Source organism: Streptomyces sp. GSL17-111, from assembly GCF_037911585.1.
GTDB lineage: Bacteria > Actinomycetota > Actinomycetes > Streptomycetales > Streptomycetaceae > Streptomyces.
In genome coordinates, this window is the sequence record NZ_JBAJNS010000001.1 from 594,029 (window position 1) to 611,174 (window position 17,146).

Consider the following 17,146-nt stretch of genomic DNA (forward strand, 5'->3'; position numbering starts at 1 on the left):
CGGTCAGGGACGGCGGTCCAGGATGCGGGTCAGCTCCCCGGGCCGCCGCGTCAGCTCGTGCCAGGTGCCCGTCTCGGTGACGCGGCCACCGGAGAGGACGGCGACCCGGTCGGCGCGCCGAATCGTCGCCGGGCGGTGGGCGATGACCACCGTCACCCGTTCGGCCGCGTCGGGGGCCAGCGCCTCGGCCAGCCGGGCCTCGCTCGCGGTGTCGAGCTGGGCCGTGGACTCGTCCAGCACGAGCACCCGGGGCCGCACGAGCAGCGCGCGGGCCAGGGCGACGCGGGCCCGCTGACCGCCCGACAGGGTCGTCCCCCGCTCCCCGACCCCTCCGGCCAGACCGCCCGGCAGCCCGGCGGCGATCTCGTCCACCCCGCACATCGCGGCGACGCGGGCGACCTCGGCGTCGCTCGCCTCCGGGGCGGCGAGCCGGAGGTTGTCGGCGAGGGTGCCGTGGAAGAGGGGGGCGTCCTGGCCCACGACGGCGACCGCGCGCCGCAGGTCGGCGTCGGCCAGCGACCGCAGGTCCACGGCCGGTCCCCGCGCCGGCACGAGCGCGACGGTCCCGGCCTCGGGGTCCCAGAAGCGGGCCAGCAGGTGGGCGCAGGTGGACTTGCCCGCCCCCGAGACGCCGACCAGGGCGAGCGTCTGTCCGGACGGCACCGCGAGGTCCAGCCCGTCCAGGACCGGCTGCCCGCCGTAGCCGAACCGCACCCCGCTCAGCCGCAGGGCCAGCGGACCGGGCGGCAGGGGCACCGGCGCGGCGGGAGGCGGGGCGGGCGCCGGGGCGTGGACGGCGGCCCGCACCCGGGCGGCGGCCGGGCGCAGGGCGGCGGCGCGGGCCAGGGCCTGCGCGGACTCGGCCACCGGGGCCAGCACCGCGAGGGCCAGGGCGAGGGCGGCCGGGGCCCAGGGACCCGCCAGGCGTCCGTCGGTGACGGCGTGGGCGGTGACCGCGACCACGGCGAGCACGGCGGCGACCACGACGGCCTCCCGCAGCGCCGAGGCGGCGGCCTCCCACCCGGCCTCGGCGCGCTGGGCCCGGCCCAGCTCGGCTCCCCGGTCGGCGAGCAGGGCCCGTCGCCGGGGCAGGGCGCCGAAGGCGAGCAGCTCGGGCAGCCCGTCGACGGTGTCCACGGTGTCGGCCGAGAGCCGGGCCGCCGCGGCGCGGGTGCGCGCGCCCCGGGCTGCCCGCGCGCGGCCCTCCAGCAGGGCCGAGGCGAGCAGCAGCGCGGCCGCCGGGAGGACGGCGGCGAGCAGCGCCGGTTCGGCGAACGCCAAGCCGGTGCAGCCGGCGCCGAGGACGGCTCCGGAGGCGAGCAGTTGGGCGGTGGTGTGGGCGTAGAAGAACTCCAGGGCCTCCACGTCCGCCATGGCGGTCGCCGCCAGGTCCCCGCTGCGGCGCCCGGCGATCCGGGCCGGGGCGCTGCGGGCGAGCCCGTCGAAGACGCGGACCCGCAGGCCCGCGAGCACGCGGTAGGCGAGGTCGTGGGAGAGGTCCATCTCCCGCCAGGTGGCCAGGGCCCGGACGGCGACGAGGGCGACGAGCGCCACGACGGTGCCGGGGCCGGGTGGCTCCCGGTCGAGCAGGGCCGCGCCGACGGTGTGGGCGGCGAGCGTCACCAGCGCGGCCAGGGCGGCGTGTTCGAACAGGGCAGCGACGGCGGTGCGCACGGCCATGGCCCGGTGCGGGCGCAGGGCGGGCAGCAGGGCCCGCAGCGCACCGGGGCGCGGGGCGGGGTGCGCGCGGGGGGCCTCGGTGGCGGTCATGCGGCGCGTCCGTTCCCCTCGGTGTGCCCGGCGGTGACGAGTCCGGCGTAGACCGGGGAGTCGGCCAGCAGGCTGGTGTGGTCGCCGGTCGCCTCCACCCGGCCCCCGGCCAGGACGACGATCCGGTCGGCGTGCCGCACGGAGGCGAGCCGGTGCGCGATGACCAGGCAGGTGCGGCCCCGGGCGGCGTCGGCCAGTTCGCGCAGGACGTGGGCCTCGCGGCGCTCGTCGACGGCGCTGGTGGCCTCGTCCAGGACGAGGACGGGCGCGTTGGCGAGCAACGCCCGGGCCAGGGCGAGACGCTGCCGCTGACCGCCGGAGAGGTTCGCGCCGCGTTCCCCGATCACGGTGGCGTACCCGTCGGGCAGCGCGGCGATCTCGTCGTGGACGCCCGCGGTGCGTGCGGCGGCCCGCAGCGCCGCCTCGTCGGCGCCCGGGGCGGCCAGGCGGAGGTTGTCGGCGACCGTGGCGTGGAAGAGGTAGGTGTCCTGGGAGACGACCGCGATGCCCCGGCGCAGCGACGCGAGCGTGTACCGCCCGACGTCCGTTCCGTCGAGCAGCACGCGCCCCCGGTCCGGTGCGTGCTGCCGCAGCAGCAGGGCGAGCAGGGTCGACTTGCCCGCGCCCGACGGCCCGACCACGGCCGTCGTGCGACCGGCCGGGGCGGTGAAGGTGACGTCGTCCAGGGCCGGGCGGAGCGCGCCGGGGTAGCGGAAGCCCACGTACTCGAAGCGGACGGCGGGCGGCTCCGTCCGGTGGGCGGCCCGCGTGCCCTCGTCGGGGGTCCGGGGCCGTGCGGTGCGCAGGGCGGCGATGCCGTCGGCGGCCGAGGCGCCCAGGTAGCCGGCGTGCCACTCGCGCGCCAGGTCGCGCACCGGCCGGAAGCACTCGGAGATCAGGAGGAGCAGCAGGTAGGTGCCGGTGGCGGTCGTCGCGCCGGTCGCCGCCGACCAGCAGACCAGCAGCGCGGCGGCGACCGTGCCGCCCTGCACGGCGAGGTCGGTGAGGCCGGTGTCCACCAGCGACACCCGCAGCTTGGCGACCGTGGCCCGGTGCAGCGCGTCCGAGCGGCGCTCCAGCCGCGCGCGGGTGCGGCCGACGGCACCGGCGGCGCGCAGCGTCGGCATGCCCTGCAGCGCCTCCAGGTAGTCCGCGCCCAACTCCTCGTAGGTGTCCCAGTGTTCACCGCCGCGACGGGCGAGCAGCCGGTCCCAGGCGCGCGGTCCGAGCAGGGCGAGCAGCAGCGCCGGGACCAGGGCGAGCAGCACGGCGGGCCGGATCAGACCGACGGCGGCCAGCAGCAGCGGTGGGGTGGCGCAGGTGACCAGGAGCTGCGGCAGGTAACGGGAGACGTAGGCGTCCACGCCCTCGACGCCGTCGACGAGCGTGGTGCGCACCGCTCCGGCGCGGGCGCCGTCGAGGTGGGCCGGGCCGAGGTCGCCGAGCCGGTCGACGAGGGCGTCCCGCAGCCGGACGCGGACGAGCGCCCCGGCGCGGGCGGCGGTGCGTCGCTGCCACCAGCCGAGCCAGGAGCGCAGCGCGACGACGAGGGCGACGGAGCCCAGCAGCCACGGGAGCGGGCCGGTGTCCCCCCGGGCGACGGCGGCCAGGGCGAGCGCGAGCAGCCCGGCCTGGGCCAGGTGGGTGAGGGCGACGGCGCCGAGCAGCGCGGTGGCGGCGAGCAGGGGAAGCGGCGCGGTGCGCGCGGCGGCCCGCAGCTCGGGGTGTATCAGCATGGGTGCGGCTCCTGCGGTCGGGGGGTTCCGGCTGGCTCGGGAGCGACACGGGCCCCGGAGGCGTCGTGGACGGGGGAAGGGCCGTCGGCGCCGAGGGCGAGTCCGTGTACGACCCAGCCGCGGCCGGGCGGCTCGCCCAGGGCGGCCCCGAGGTCGGCGCGCTGCCAGGCGCCCACCGGGCGGGCGCCCAGGCCGTGGCGGTCGGCGACGGCCTGGGCGAGCCCGACGGCGTGGCCCGCGCGCAGGTGGGCCCGGCGGATGTGGACGGCGTCGGCGTCGTCCGGGCAGCCGTACCCGAGGAGGACGGCTCCGCTCTCGGCGATCCACCCCTGTCCGGCCGCCCAGGCGGCCAGCGTCGGGCGGGCCTCGCCGGAGGCCAGGCGGCGCAGGGCCCCGCCGGGGCGGAGGGCGAATAGTCCGGGTGCCGGCTCGGGGGCGGGTCCGCCCACGGCGGCGCACCAGCCGAGGACGCCGTCCCCGGCCGTCTCCACGACGGCCAGGACGGCGGCCAGCGCGGCGGCGTCCGGCGCGCCGGTGAGCGGCGGCGGCGCGCTGCGCCGGGCCAGCAGCCGCCGGGCCTCGGGCGCCGGGCGGGGGTGGGCGGCGGCCGGTGCGCTCCCGGGCGGCGGCAGGTGGACCGTGGCGAGCGGTTCGGCTCTCGCTCCGTCGAGATCCAGGACGGGGGCGGGAGCGCCGAGCGCCCCGGCGGCGAGCCACAGGGCGGCCACGGCGTGACCGGTGTCCAGCAGGGCGAGCGGCCAGGCGCGGTGCCCGTAGTGGGACCGCGTCCGGGCGAGCGTCACGCTGAGCTCGGCCCGGACCCCGGGCGGTACGGGGCCGGGTGCGGCACCGAGCCGGTGGACGCGGTCGGCCAGCGGGTCGTAGCCGTAGCGGCCGGGCGGCAGGGGTGCGGCGGCGCCCACGGTCAGGCGGACGTCGACGGGGTGCAGCCCTCCGGCGGAGGAGGCGGGGCGCAGCCGTCCGCCCGCGTCCCGGGCGGCGAGGGAGAGCCGCAGCAGGGGGCCGAGGTCGACCTCGCCGGGACGGGCGGCGGGCACCGGGCGCGCGGGGCCGGGCCAGTGGGGCACGGGCGGGCCGGGCGGCGTGTCCGGGCCGGGGGTCTCGGCGCCGCGCGCCCGGGCGAGGACGGCGGGCAGGTCGGCGTCGGCGCTCGGGGCCGCGCCGGTGGGGACGCCGGTGGGGACGTCGGACGGGGGACGGGTCATGACGGCGGGCTCACATGTGCGGCGGCGGGGCGAGGCTGAAGTCCGCCGGCGCGTGCGGGGCGGACGTCCGCCAGCCCCGGGCCACAGCGGCCTCGGCGAACCGCGCGCAGCCCAGGTAGGCGAAGGCGGCGGGGGCGTTGGGCACCAGCCCGGAGACGAGGACGCGGGCGACGCGCAGCGGGGTCTCGGCCACGTCCTCGGTGGTGAGGTCGGCCGTGACGACGCGGTGGCCGCCCGCGTGCAGGGCGCCCCACAGCCGTTCCCGGCCGCCGGGCTCGATCGCGTCGACGGGAACGACGCCGAGCGCGGGCTCGGTGAAGCGGCGCGCCTCGGCGGCCATGCGCGGATCGAGCCACACCTGGACGTGCGCCCCGAGGTCGCGGACGGCCGCGAAGTCGGGCCCGCAGGAGTCCAGGTACCGGGCGTCGGCACGGTGGTCGAGGTAGAGCCCGCGGGCGAGCAGCCCGGCCTCCACGGCGCGGAAGACCCAGCCGTCGGGTGCGGTGAGGCCCTGGGTGAACACCCAGGTGTGCACGGCCTCCAGGACGGCCTTGCGGGCGGCTTCTGCCGGGTCCTCGCGGCAGGCGAACCCGGCGGCGTACACGCCGCGTTCCGGGTCGTGGACGAGTGCGGCGACGCACGGTGCGAACTCGGAGGGCATCTCGGTCAGCCACAACCGCAGCCCCGAACCGGTCAGTTCCTCCGTGAGGCCCGGCACGCTGGCCGGGTCGATGCCCCGCGTGGGGCCGTCGAGGTGCCACCACAGTTCCAGCGCGTCGCGCTCCACGACCTCCAGCAGGCCGCGCTCGACGGCGTCCGTCAGGCCCTGCCCGGTGGCGATGCCCGCGTAGTTGAGGTGGTGCGTGCGCGGGTAGGACCTCAACTCGCCCTGACGCCAGTTGAGGTGGGTCAGGGAGACCGGTATCCGGCACTCGGCGACGCCGCCGTCCGGCAGGTGCTCCTGCCCCCGGGCCCACAGGGCGGGGGTGTGCTCGTCCAGGGGCCGGTAGGGGAAGCCCGGCCGGGCGTACTGCCAGGGGGCGTAGCGCGGGAGGTCGGCGGGGCCGAGGTGGCGCAGGCCGGCGGCCACGAGTTCGGCGGGCGTCGCGGCCAGCGGCGCGTCGCGGTGGCCGGGCGGCGGGACGCGGTTGCCGCAGTACCGCTCGACGGCTTCGGCGACGGCGGCGACGCGGGCCCCCTCGGGGTCGTCGAAGGTGGTGCCCAGCGAGACGCGGTCGGCGGGCCAGGCGCCGAGCCGCCGGGCGTCGGCGACCTCGGCGGTCATCGCGACGTAGCGGGGTGGCGCGCCGGTGGGGTGCGCGACCGGCTCCACGGACCGCACGATGCCGCACACCGGGTCCACGAGGGCGTCGAGGGGCAGGGTGGGCGGGGTGGTCATCGGCAGATCTCCTGAACGGGGTCGACCGCGTCGGTGAAGCGGCACGGGCGGACGGCGGGCAGCACCAGCGCACCGCCCGCGGTGGTCACGGCGCGCCGGGAGGGGCGCAGCACGGTCGCGGTCACCGGGTTCTCGCGGGTGTGCGGGTTGCGGGCGTGGGCGGGGAAGTGGTGTCCGGCGATCTCCAGCCGCAGCCGGAAGCCGGGGGGCAGCCGCCGGGCCAGGTGCCCGAGCGGCACCGTGACGTCGGCGGGGCGGCCGGGCGGGTCGTGACGGCGGGTGACGCCGGTGGCCAGGTGGACGGCGGCCCCGGACGGCGCGAGGGCGATGAGCCGGGCGACCCAGTCGGCACTCGGCGTGTCGGCGGTGACGCGCAGCCGGACGGCGGCCTCGCCCAGCAGGTCGAGGGGGCGGGGCAGCGGTGCGGCGAGCAGCACGCAGCGGTCCGCCGCGCCGTCCGGGCGGCGCGGCACGGTCAGGTCGTCGGAGCGGACGGGGTCGTGCGGGTCCGCCGTGAAGCGGCTCCCGCCGAGGACGCGGAGCCCACCGGGCCGACCGAAGCGCTGCACGAGCGGGCGCGGCCGCAGCCGGGCGGCGGGCCCGGCGGCCGGGAGCCACAGGGGTGCGCCGCCCAGCGCGAGCACGCCGCGCGGCTGCGGCTCCAGCCGGCCGTCGAGGGCGAGCCGGGCCCAGCGCGCGTACAGCGGGCCGAGGGCGACCCGGTGCGCCGGGTCGGCGTCCGGCCCCGGGGCGGCCGTCAGGCCGTGCGCCCAGGGGCCGAGGAGCAGCCGGGCGGGCGCACCCCGCCACCGCCCCCAGAGCGCCAACGTGTCGGCGAGGAAGGGGTCGTGGGTGCCTCCGACGGCGAGCAGCGGCACGGTCGCCCGCGCGGCGGCCCGGACGATCCGCCCGCGTCCCCGACCGCGCCACAGCTGCGGCCAGGACGGCAGCGGGCGGCCGAGGCGCTGCGGCAGGTCGGTGAGCGGCAGGTGGTCCAGCAGGTGCGGGTCCCGTGCCAGCGCCCGGGCGAGGGCGTCCGGATCGCTGTCGGGCCGGTCGCCGTGCGCGAGCCACCAGCCGGCCCGGGACCACAGCCGTTCGGGCCCGGTCGGCTCCCGGGCGGTGTCGGCGGGGCCGAGGGCCGGAACGGCGGCGATGACGGCGTCGGGCCGGGCGTCGGGCGCGGCGTCGAGCGCCGGGGCCAGCGCGCTGTACGCGGCGTAGGAGGCCCCGGCGGCGACGACGCGGCCGTCGCTCCAGGGGCGGGCACGCACCCAGCGCAGGGCGGCGGCCCCGTCGGCGCGCTCGTGGTGGTAGGGCCGCCACTCCCCCGCCGAGCCGTGGCGTCCCCGCACGTCCTGCGCCAGGGCGGCGAAGCCGCGCCGGGCCCAGGACGCCAGCTCGGCGTGGTGGAGCCGCCGGTCGTAGGGCGTGCGGATCAGGACGGTCGGGTGCGGTCCGGGCCCGGCGGGCAGGCACAGGCCGGTCGCGAGCGGTGTGCCGTCGGCGGCCGGCAGGTGCTCGGTGTGCACGCGTGCGGTCACCGCCGGGGCCTGACGGGCGGGGCGACGGGCGGCACGGGCAGGACGGCGTGCTGGGTCACCGTCAGGTCCCGAAGGTCGACCCGGCGCAGCCGACGGGTGACGGGCAGGGCGCCGGGCCGGGGGGCGGCGCCGGTGGCCCAGTGGGTCAGGTCGGCGGCGAGCAGAGCGGCGACGAAGGCGGCCGCCGCCGGGGTGAGGGTGACGGGCGCCCCGGCCGTGCGGTGGCCGGCCCAGTAGGCGGCGAGTTCGCGGTGGGCCGGGGTGGCGGCCAGGCGGCGGGACCGCACGTGGGCGGAGGAGACGTCACCCGGACCGCAGGCGAGCGGCTCGATCCACAGCTGGTGCCCCTCCCGGTGGCAGCGCAGCCACGCCGTGCCCCGTGCGGGCAGGTGGTCGGCGTCGTCCCACAGGCCGGGCGGCACGGGCCCGTCGAGGCACCAGACGACGGCGGCGGGCCGACCGGTGCCGAGCTCGGCGGGCGAGACCGTGCGGGGAGCGGCACCGGCGGCGGCGAGGGAGGCGGCGAGCGGGCCGGTGAGCGCGGGAGCGCCCAACAGCCTCACGTCGCGGCGGTGTCGGGGCCACGGCGGCGGATCGTCGTTCTCGTTGTCGCTCTCGGCGAGGTACCCGGCGTCGGCGAAGGCGGCGACAAGACGGTCGAGCGCGTCGGCGTCGGCGGCGGCGGGGGCGGTGGCGGCGCGGCCGGAGAGACGGTCCAGCAGGCGGTCCTGGTCCGCCTCCCCGGTGCTGATGCGCAGGAACTCACCGTCCGCGGTGCGCAGGGCCGGCCCACCGCCGGGAACGGCGACGACCTCCACTCCGGGGGCGAGCCGGCTGCTGGTCATGAGAGGGGCTCCTTCGGTGCGGTCGGGGGCGGGCCCGGCCCGGAGGCCGGGCCCGCCGGGTGGGGTCTTACTCCTCGTTGTCGTCGAAGGGGTTCTCGACGAGCGCGTTGGAGTGGCTGGCCGAGGCGTGGGCCAGCTGGCCCGGGTCGGCGATGGGGGCGAAGACCTTCTCCTGCTCCATGAATTCCTCCTGGAGTTGAGGTGGTTGACGTCACCCGATCGGGTGACGCAGGAAAAGACTAAGTGAAAACGATTGTCATGTGCCAGTCGTAAGAGGGTGATCCGGGTAACACACCGGCCATCCGCCGTGCGGGTCCTCCCCCACGCGTCCGGCCACGTCGAGCACCTCGGCCAGGAACGCGGGCGTGACGACCTCCTTCGGTGCCCCGTCCGCGACGATCCGGCCGTCCCGCAGCGCGACGACGCGCTCGGCGAACCGGGCGGCGTGGCCCAGGTCGTGCAGCACCATCACCACCGTCATCCCCCGCTCGGCCCGCAACCGCACCACCGTCTGGAGGACCTCCAGTTGATGGCGCAGGTCCAGGTACGTCGTGGGCTCGTCCAGCAGCAGGACGCGGGTGTCCTGGGCGAGCGCCATGGCGAGCCGGACGCGTTGCCGCTCGCCGCCGGAGAGCGCGTCCACCGGGCGGTCCGCCCAGGACGCGACGCCGGTGTCGGCCAGCGCCCGGCGCACGGCGGCGTCCTCCCCGTCCCGCAGCATGCCGAGCGGGCCGCGCTGGGCGTACCGGCCCTGGCGCACCAACTGCCGCACGGTCATCCCCGGTACGGCGGGCGCGGACTGGTGGAGCAGGGCCACCCGGCGGGCGGCGGCCCGGCGGCCCAGGCGCGCCAGGTCGTCGTCGCCGAGGAGCACCCGGCCCCGGTCCGGTTTCAGCAGGCCCGCGACGAGCCGCAACAGGGTGGACTTGCCACAGCCGTTGAGCCCGACGAGCGCGGTCAGTTCACCGGGCGGCACGCGCAGGTCGACGTCGCGGAGCACGGGACGCCCCGGGTAGCCGAAGCCGGCACCCTCCACGCTGATGCCGGGCGGTTCGGTCAGGTCCATCGTCCACTTCCTCGAAGACGGCTTCAGAACGTACGGTCCGGGGCGCGGCGCACCACCACGAGCAGCAGCCCGGCCCCGAGGCAGGTGGTGAGCGCGCCGACGGGCAGCGTCAGCCGGTCGGCGTCCAGCCAGGTGGCCAGGTGCCGGGAAAGCACCTGGGCCAGCGCGTCGGCCCCGCACACCACGACGGCACCGGTCAGCGCGGCGCCGGGCAGGGCGTACCGCAGGTCGGCGCCGAAGAGCGCGACGGCCAGGTGCGGCACCAGCAGGCCGACGAAGCCGAGCGCGCCGACGGACGAGACGGCTCCCGCCGTCAGCGCGACGGCGCACAGCAGGGCGAGCGCCCGGGCCCGTCCGGTGGCGAGTCCGGCCGCGGCGGCCGGTTCGTCGCCGAGCCGCAGCAGCGTCAGCGGGCCCGCCAGCAGCCAGACGGCCGCCGCCCAGACCAGCAGCCAGGGCCACAGCAGGTGCCAGTGCGCCCACACCCGGCCCTCGGTGCTGCCGACGAGCCACTGCACCACGCTGCCCAACTCGCCCGGCGCGACGAGCAGGACCATCGCGGTGAGCCCGCCGAGAACCGCCGAGACGAGGACGCCGTGCACGGCGGTGCCCGCCGGGTCGCCCCGGTCCCGCCCGGCCAGCAGCCACAGCAGTCCCGCGCCGGTGAACCCGCCGACGGTCGCGGCGGCGCAGACGGCGGCCGGCGACTCCCAGCCCGCGAAGCCGAGCCCGGTCGCGGTCACCGCCCCGAGCACCGCGCCCGGGGTGACGCCGGTGACCTCCGGCCCGGCGAGCGGATTGCGCAGCGCCGACTGGAGCACCAGGCCGGCCAGCCCCAGCGCGGCGCCCGCGCCCAGCGCCACGAGCAGGCGGGGCAGGCGCAGGTTCAGCACGATGTGCCGCGCGGTCGGGTCGCCCCCGCCGGTCAGCACGTCCAGCACCGTGGCGGTGTCCAACGACCGCCCGGCCAGCAGGTCGGCGGCGGCCACCAGCACGGCCAGGGCGGCGAGCGCGCCCAGTCGCCGGGCGGCGCGGGGCCGCACGCGTCCGGCGCCCGGCGCCACGGCGGCGCTGCGGGCCCTCACGCCGCCACCGCCCGCCGCCGGGCCCCGGTGCGGAGCAGGGCGACACCGGCGGGCACGCCGAGCAGTGCCGTCCAGGCCCCGACCGGCGTCTCGACGGGAGCCAGCGCGAGGCGGGCCGGAACGTCGGCGAGCGCCACCACGCAGGCTCCCCACCCCGCCGACCAGGGCAGCCAGTGGACGGGACCGGCGTGCGGCCGCAGCCGCCGGGCCAGTTGGGGGGCCAGGAAGCCCACCCACGCCACCGGCCCGCAGACGGCGACCACCGGGGCGATCAGCACGACGGAGACGGCCAGCGCGGCGAGCCGGGCCCGCCGCACGCGCACGCCCAGGGCCTCGGCGTCGTCGTCCCCGAGCCGCAGGACGGACAGGACGGGCGCGCACAGGACCAGCGCGGGCAGGGCCGCGAGCAGCCACGGCCACAGGCCGGTGACGTCGTCCCAGGTGCGGGCCGAGAGGGAGCCGAGGAGGTAGCGGTAGATGAGCTGGAGGTCGAGCTGGTCGGCCATCACCATGAGGACCAGCAGCGCCGCCTGGAGCGCGGCCGACACGGCGGCGCCGGTGAGCAGGACGGCGGACGGGCTCCGGCCGAAGCCGGCGGCCAGCAGGGTGAGGACCCCACCGAGCGCCGCTCCGCCGAGCGCGAGCAGCGGCTCGACGACGGCGGGCAGCGAGACGGCCAGCACGAGCGGCGCCGCGACACCGAGCGCGGCGCCGGAGGAGACGCCCAGCATCTCCGGCACGGCCAGCTGGTTGCGCAGGGCCTCCTGGAGGACGAGTCCGGCGGCGCCCAGGCAGGCACCGGCGACGAGCCCCAGCACCAGGCGGGGCAGCCGGAGTTCGCCGACGACGACGCCGGTCAGGCCGTCGTGCTCGCCGCCGGGCAGCACGCCGCGCAGGGCTCCGGGCAGCCCGGCCGGGGCGACGACGGGGGTGCCCAGGCAGAGCGCGGCGAGCGCGGCGGCGAGCAGCAGCGCGGCCAGGACCAGGACTTGGCGGCGGCCGGTCACCGCAGCGCGGCCGTCGCCTCGTCCAGGACGATGCCGAGGGAGCGGGTGCCGCGGCCCTTGGCCCACACCTCGGGGTCGACCTCGTGCACGTCACCGTTGCGCACGGCCGGGATCTGCCCCCACAGGGGGTTGTCGGCGAGCTTCTCGGAGAGCTTGCCGCTGTCGTCGCCGAAGGACATCGTCTCGACGAACAGCACGTCGACGTCCTTGGCGAGGATCTCCTCCAGGCTGTAGCTGCCCTCGACGCCCCGGGAGGCGAAGGGGTAGTCGGCGAGCTTCGGGAAGAGCCCGGCGGCCACGTCGGTGCCGGGGGTGGCGACACCGAAGTTCTCGTCGCTGCCGTAGATGATGAGGGCCGTGTGCTCACTCGGCTCGGCCTCGGCCTCGGCCAGCGCGGTGCGGAAGGTCCGTTCGGCCTTCTCGCCCTGCTCGGTGCGGCCGGTGAGGGCGGCGAGGTCGCGCAGGTAGCCGACGCTGTCCTGCCACTTCTCCGGCTGCACGGGCCAGAACGTGGTGGCGCCCTCCAGCGCGGGGGCGAGCTTGCCGTGGGTGTCCTCCAGCCCGATGACGAGGTCGGGCTCGTGGGAGAGGATCGCCTCCACCTCGGGGGCGAGGAAGCCGCCGGGGACGACGGGGATCTCGGCGGCCCGCCGCTCACCGAGGACGTCGGGGTGCGCGAGCAGCGCGCTGTTCGTGGCGACGGGCTCCATGCCGAGTTCGACGAGCATGTCGTCGCACAGGGCGACGAGGCACACGACGCGGCGCGGCGGGGCGTCGGTGGCGACCGTGACGCCCCGGGCGTCGGTGATCTCGCGGGCCGCCTTGATGGGTTCGACGGTGACGTCCGTGGTGGCGCGGTCGCCGTTCGCGGAGTCCGGGCGTCCTTCGTCACCGGTTGAGGTGCCGTCGGACGTGCCGCACCCGGCGAGGAGCGCGGTGAGGGTGACGGCGGCGGCTATCAGCCTCCGTCGGCCGGTGCGGATCGATGAGCGCGACATGAGGCGTCGTCCGTTCTGCTGGTGCCGTTGGTCTTCTTCGACGCGCCCGGGGGCGCCGGGCGCTTGCACGGGGGGGGGTGAGGGAGCGTGCGGGCACCACCCGCGCTGTCGGGGGCGGTCCGCGCAGCGCAGGATACACATGATAATCATTTCCAGTCACCCTCATGCCGCACCCGACCGCCGGAGGACGCCCGTGCCCACCACCGAGACCCTGCTGCTCGTCGCCGACCATGTCGCCGGGCGTATCGGCCTGTTGGACCTCTCAGACGGTGCGGACGGCACCGAGATCGCCGCCGTGGAGGGTCGGCACGTCAGCGAGCACGCGGGCTTCCTGCGGCTGCCGGGCGACCGGGTGGCGTGCGTCGACGACCTCGCGGGCGCCCTCCTCGTCCTCGACCCGTTCGGCGCGGCGGGCGGGGAGCCGCTGGAGAGCGCGGCGATACCCGTCGCCACGCCCGCCGAGCACCTCGCGGCCGACCCGTCCGGCCGCCACCTCGCCGTCACCACGGGACTCGGCCACGCCGAGGAGCCCTGGAGCGACCTGCTCACCGCCGTCGACCTGGACACCGGGCGCGCGAACCGCACCCGCGTCCGCGTGGACGAGCCCGGGGTGACGCTGACCGGCGGCCCGGACCCGCACCTCGTCCTGCGGCAGCGGGCGCCGGGCGGCTTCGCCCTCCTCCGGCACTCCCGGCTCCTCGCGGCGGGCCCCGGCTGCCCCACCGTCGAGCCGGACGCCGCCCTCCGGCTGCCGGACGACGGGCACGGCGACGCCTACGACCCCGCGTCCGGCCGGGTGTTCACGGCCACCGGGGAGGGCGTCCACCGCGCCCGGCTCGACGACGGCGCCCTCGTCGCCGAGGACCCGCTGCCCTGGGGCGGCGCGGGACGGGGCTGGTTCCTGCGGCTGGACGCGCCGCACCGGCTGCTGTGGTCGTGCCTGCGCGGCGGGCCCGCCGACCCGACCCGCTGGCCGGAGTGGACGAACACCGCCTGGTGCCACGACCTCGACACGGGACTGACCGCGCACACCGACCTCGGCCCGGGGCTCGTCTTCCGCATGGCTCTCGCCCGGGACCACGCGGCCTTCACCCGCATCCACCCGGACGGCGACGAACTCCTGCTGCTCGCGCGCGGGGGCGGGCGGCCGTCGGTCTCCGCCCGGTTCCCCCTGCCGGCCATGGACGGCGCGCCGCGCCGTGGCGGCACACCGTGGGACGGCGTGCAGCGCCGGGCCGTGGCGGCCTCCCCCGGCGCCGACCGGGTGGCCGTCAGCCGGGGCGGACACGGGGAGATCCAGCTGTTCGACGCGGCCGACGGCAGGGCGACGGGCGTGCTGCACACGCCCACACCGCTGGACGAAGGCGGCCGCCTGGCCCTGCTGCACGCGGGGGACCGGGCCGAGTTGGATGCCGTCGGACGCTGAGCGGGCCTCAGCTCGCCGGGTTCACGCCGGGAGCCCCCGGAGAACGCAGGCACGGGAAACGCGGTACAGGAACGCACAGCACCGGAACGCACAGCACCGGAACGCACGAAGGCCCGCCCGGTGCGACGGGGGATGCACACCGGACGGGCACAGGACCTTTCTACCGCATCAGCCAACGGTCGCGCAGCACAAAGCCGTTCGGCCCCCGCTGCGACGCCGCACCGCAGGCGATATCAAGCCACGGCTTCAGGTTGGGACCGGCGACCGCCCGCGCGCGCCCACGGGCACCGGCCGGGAGGGCGGGCGGCGCCGAACCGGCCTGCCGCTCGGCGCCGCCCTTGTCACAGGCGGCCCGGACCCCCGTGCCGGGCCACCTTGTCCTTGAGGGATCGCCACCCCGCCTCACTCCGTGGGCTCGGAACCACCGCACGCAGGGCGTTCGCCGGATTCCGGAGGTTCCACGGGCAAATTCATCTGTTGCCGAAACTGGCCGATAATCGTGGTCAGGCTCTCCTGCACCTCGGGCGGCAGCCCGACCGAGCGCAGCGCGATCGTCCGGACCCGCTGGTCCCGCATGGCGGCGAGGAACTGGACCTCCTCCTCCACCCGTTCCGCCTGCGTCGCGGAGAGGTCCCCCAGCAGGTAGCCGCCGGGTACGCCGAAGAACTTCGCCAGCGCCCGCAGGACGTCGGGGCTGGGGTTCACACGTCGGCCGTTGCGCAGCATCGAGAGGTACTGCTCGGTCAGCCGGACGCCGCCGTACTCCCCGGGGTGACCGCTGATGGCCTCCGCCACATGGGCGTTGGTGTACGGAGAGCCCACCGGGTGCATGTTCGCGAACAGGTAGCCGAGGCGCTCCGCCAGCGTGCCGCCGACGCCACCGCGCGGCACCTCCTCGGCTGCGGCCATGCTCACCGCCTTCCCTACTCCGCCCGACTCACGCTCAGTTAAGGCGAGTTCCAGGCCCGTATCGTGCCACGCCGTCTCCACGGAACACCAGATCCCCGCAGCGACAGCGACCGCACCACGGCCTTAACCCACGGTTACAGCTCCGCCGTCGCGTGGGAGCGTCGGCGCCCGTTCCACGCCGCCCCCAGGTGCTCAAGATTGTGAAAGAATTCACACCGGCCTCTTGGCTCCGTGCCGCTTCCGTGCTGTGATGCGATCACCCGGGCCCAGAGGGGTTCGTCCGGGCTCACCGGCACCATCCGGCTCGATGACGCGCTTGGGGAGGGCACTGTGGCGGACTCCGCCATGTCAGGTTCGGTACACCGGGAACAGGGCGAGGACCCGCTGGACCGCGCCGTGTGGCGGCTGCGGTCCCGCGGTTGCTGGGACGACGCCGCGGCACTGCTCGCGGCCGACGCCGCGACCGACGCGGGCGCCGCCGTCCGGCGGGCCGGACTGCTCGTCGAGCGGTGCATGTTCACCACCGCCGGCTGGGCCGAGGCGGAGGAGGCGGTACGGGCCGCCGAGGCGCTGGCCCAGGACGACGCCCTGCGCGGCGCCGCCGCCTGCGAGCGCGGCCACCTCGCCTACGCGGCCACCGTCCTGGGGGTGCGCGACCGGGCGGACGAGGCCCGCTCCGCGCTGGGCCGGGCCGCCGCGCTGCTCCCACCGACCGCCCCCGGCCGCGCGGTCCTGGACTTCCGGCGCGGACTGCTCGCCGAACACCTCGGCGACACCCCACAGGCGGCGAAAGCGGCGTACCGGCGGGCCCACGCCGCGGCCACCGCCCACGGCGACACCCTGCTGTGCTCCTTCACCTGGCGCCATCTCGCCGGGCTGGCCCTGCGCGGCGGCGACCTCACCGAGGCGCGGCACGGCTTCACCGAGTCGCTGCGGCTGCGTGAGGAGCTGGGCTTCCTGGTGGGGATGGCACCGGCGCTGGCCGCTCTCGCCGACGTCCAGCCCGAGCCCGAGGCGACCCGGCTACGGGCGGAGGCACAGCGCCTGTTCCGGCTGCTCGGCGGCGTCCCGACGTGGCTCGCGGAGCGGCTGCCCGCCGCCTGAGGCACAGCCGCCCCGGGCACGGCTCCGGCGCCGCGCCCCCGAGGAGCGCTCAGTTCACGCCGTGGTCACGGAGCAGCCGTTCGGCGGCGACGAGGTCCCGGGCGGCGAGCGCGTCGACCAGCAGGACGTGCTCCCTGGCCGTGGCCAGCAGCGCCCCGGAGGACTGCGGCGGGCGGGCGCACCGGCGGCGTACGTCTTCCGCCACCCGGACGAGATGCCGGTTGCCGGTCAGCTCCAGCAGCGCGCGGTGGAAGACCAGGTCGGCCTCCGCGTAGGCGACCCGCTCACCCCGGGCGGCGTGCGTGACGGTCGCCTGCGCCAGCGGACGCAGCGGACGCCACCGCTCGGCGGGCAGGGCGCGGGCCAGCGCAAGCAGGGGCGGCACCTCCAGCAGGGCCCGGATCTCGGCGAGTTCGGCGAGATCCGACGGCGAGTGCTCGGCCACCCGGAAGCCACGGTTCAGCACGGTCTCGACCGCCCCCTCCGCCGCGAGCTGCTGCATGGCCTCCCGGACCGGGGTGGGCGACACGCCGAAGCGTTCGGCGAGTGCGGGTGCCGAGTAGACGCGACCGGGCACCAGCTCCCCGCCGAGCAGCGCCTCGCGCAGGGCGCTGAGGATCTGGCCCCGGACGGAGTGGCGGCGCGGCATGCGGCGCGGGGGCGCACCCTCGGCGGCGTGTACGTGCTCCCCGCGCGCGCTCTGCGGAGTGCGCGCCACCGGACGCGCCCTCCCCTTCTGCGAGGGGTCCGTCGCCGGACCGGCCTGCGCCCCGGACGGGCCGAGGAGGCCGGCGGGGTCGCCGGGACCGGCGGCACCGAGGGGGCCGAGGGCGTCGTCACCTGAGGCGGGCGCCGGAAGGGGCCGGTCGGGCCGGTGCGAGGGCGGGGAGGGGGTGGTGGGAGGCACCGACGACGACTCCGCCCGGGTCCGTGCCATCCGTCCGCTCCTGTCCGCCGAACTGTCCGAAGAGCACCTTAGGCCGAGAGTGCCGGAGATCAAACCGTCCAAAGATCCGGTAAGGTAAGGCTTA

The 17,146-nt window shown here is 77.7% G+C and carries 15 protein-coding genes; 2 read left to right on the plus strand and 13 right to left on the minus strand.

The window, feature by feature from the left end; all coding sequences use genetic code 11:
• Window positions 1–3: 3 nt before the first annotated feature.
• From V6D49_RS02785 to V6D49_RS02835, 11 genes are all read right to left on the minus strand, one after another.
• Window positions 4–1,770, minus strand: a complete 1,767-nt coding sequence (locus V6D49_RS02785) for an ATP-binding cassette domain-containing protein (protein ID WP_340556757.1) — start codon at window positions 1,768–1,770, stop codon at window positions 4–6.
• Window positions 1,767–3,506: an ABC transporter ATP-binding protein/permease gene (locus tag V6D49_RS02790; protein WP_340556759.1), complete on the minus strand. Its 1,740-nt coding sequence runs from the start codon at window positions 3,504–3,506 to the stop codon at window positions 1,767–1,769. Before V6D49_RS02790 ends, V6D49_RS02785 begins: the two co-directional genes overlap by 4 nt.
• Window positions 3,500–4,732 (minus strand): SagB/ThcOx family dehydrogenase, encoded by a 1,233-nt coding sequence (locus V6D49_RS02795; RefSeq protein WP_340556761.1) that lies wholly within the window; start codon window positions 4,730–4,732, stop codon window positions 3,500–3,502. The genes V6D49_RS02790 and V6D49_RS02795 overlap by 7 nt, the downstream gene beginning before the upstream one ends.
• A 10-nt stretch (window positions 4,733–4,742) precedes the next feature.
• A complete protein-coding gene (locus tag V6D49_RS02800; RefSeq protein ID WP_340556763.1) occupies window positions 4,743–6,131 on the minus strand; it encodes a YcaO-like family protein in 1,389 nt (462 codons plus the stop codon).
• The gene (locus V6D49_RS02805) at window positions 6,128–7,675 is read right to left on the minus strand and encodes a CocE/NonD family hydrolase (RefSeq protein WP_340556765.1); all 1,548 of its coding nucleotides are present in this window, start codon (window positions 7,673–7,675) and stop codon (window positions 6,128–6,130) included. The genes V6D49_RS02800 and V6D49_RS02805 overlap by 4 nt, the downstream gene beginning before the upstream one ends.
• Window positions 7,672–8,520, minus strand: coding sequence for a hypothetical protein (locus tag V6D49_RS02810; RefSeq protein WP_340556766.1), 849 nt, complete (start codon window positions 8,518–8,520; stop codon window positions 7,672–7,674). Before V6D49_RS02810 ends, V6D49_RS02805 begins: the two co-directional genes overlap by 4 nt.
• A 67-nt stretch (window positions 8,521–8,587) precedes the next feature.
• Window positions 8,588–8,701, minus strand: coding sequence for a streptamidine family RiPP (gene amiA / locus V6D49_RS02815; RefSeq protein ID WP_257573115.1), 114 nt, complete (start codon window positions 8,699–8,701; stop codon window positions 8,588–8,590).
• A gap of 75 nt (window positions 8,702–8,776) precedes the next feature.
• Window positions 8,777–9,586 carry an ABC transporter ATP-binding protein gene (locus tag V6D49_RS02820; RefSeq protein ID WP_340556767.1) on the minus strand — a complete coding sequence of 270 codons (810 nt, stop codon included), beginning with the start codon at window positions 9,584–9,586 and terminating at the stop codon, window positions 8,777–8,779.
• 23 nt (window positions 9,587–9,609) lie between these two features.
• Entirely contained in the window at window positions 9,610–10,650 is a 1,041-nt protein-coding gene (locus V6D49_RS02825) for a FecCD family ABC transporter permease (protein ID WP_445330611.1), read from the minus strand.
• A gap of 17 nt (window positions 10,651–10,667) precedes the next feature.
• Window positions 10,668–11,678, minus strand: coding sequence for a FecCD family ABC transporter permease (locus V6D49_RS02830; RefSeq protein WP_340556770.1), 1,011 nt, complete (start codon window positions 11,676–11,678; stop codon window positions 10,668–10,670).
• Window positions 11,675–12,676: an ABC transporter substrate-binding protein gene (locus V6D49_RS02835; protein ID WP_340556771.1), complete on the minus strand. Its 1,002-nt coding sequence runs from the start codon at window positions 12,674–12,676 to the stop codon at window positions 11,675–11,677. The genes V6D49_RS02830 and V6D49_RS02835 overlap by 4 nt, the downstream gene beginning before the upstream one ends.
• A gap of 193 nt (window positions 12,677–12,869) precedes the next feature.
• Between V6D49_RS02835 and V6D49_RS02840 the strand changes: the two genes are divergently transcribed.
• Window positions 12,870–14,102 carry a hypothetical protein gene (locus V6D49_RS02840; RefSeq protein WP_340556773.1) on the plus strand — a complete coding sequence of 411 codons (1,233 nt, stop codon included), beginning with the start codon at window positions 12,870–12,872 and terminating at the stop codon, window positions 14,100–14,102.
• Between the two features lie 402 nt (window positions 14,103–14,504).
• On the opposite strand, the gene V6D49_RS02845 is transcribed toward V6D49_RS02840, so the two are convergent.
• Window positions 14,505–15,011: a helix-turn-helix domain-containing protein gene (locus tag V6D49_RS02845; RefSeq protein WP_340556775.1), complete on the minus strand. Its 507-nt coding sequence runs from the start codon at window positions 15,009–15,011 to the stop codon at window positions 14,505–14,507.
• 345 nt (window positions 15,012–15,356) lie between these two features.
• On the opposite strand from V6D49_RS02845, the gene V6D49_RS02850 reads away from it, so the two are divergent.
• Window positions 15,357–16,115 (plus strand): hypothetical protein, encoded by a 759-nt coding sequence (locus tag V6D49_RS02850; RefSeq protein ID WP_340556777.1) that lies wholly within the window; start codon window positions 15,357–15,359, stop codon window positions 16,113–16,115.
• Between the two features lie 49 nt (window positions 16,116–16,164).
• Here the strand turns inward: V6D49_RS02850 and V6D49_RS02855 are convergent, their stop codons facing one another.
• Window positions 16,165–17,052, minus strand: coding sequence for a GntR family transcriptional regulator (locus tag V6D49_RS02855; protein ID WP_340556779.1), 888 nt, complete (start codon window positions 17,050–17,052; stop codon window positions 16,165–16,167).
• Window positions 17,053–17,146: the final 94 nt, after the last annotated feature.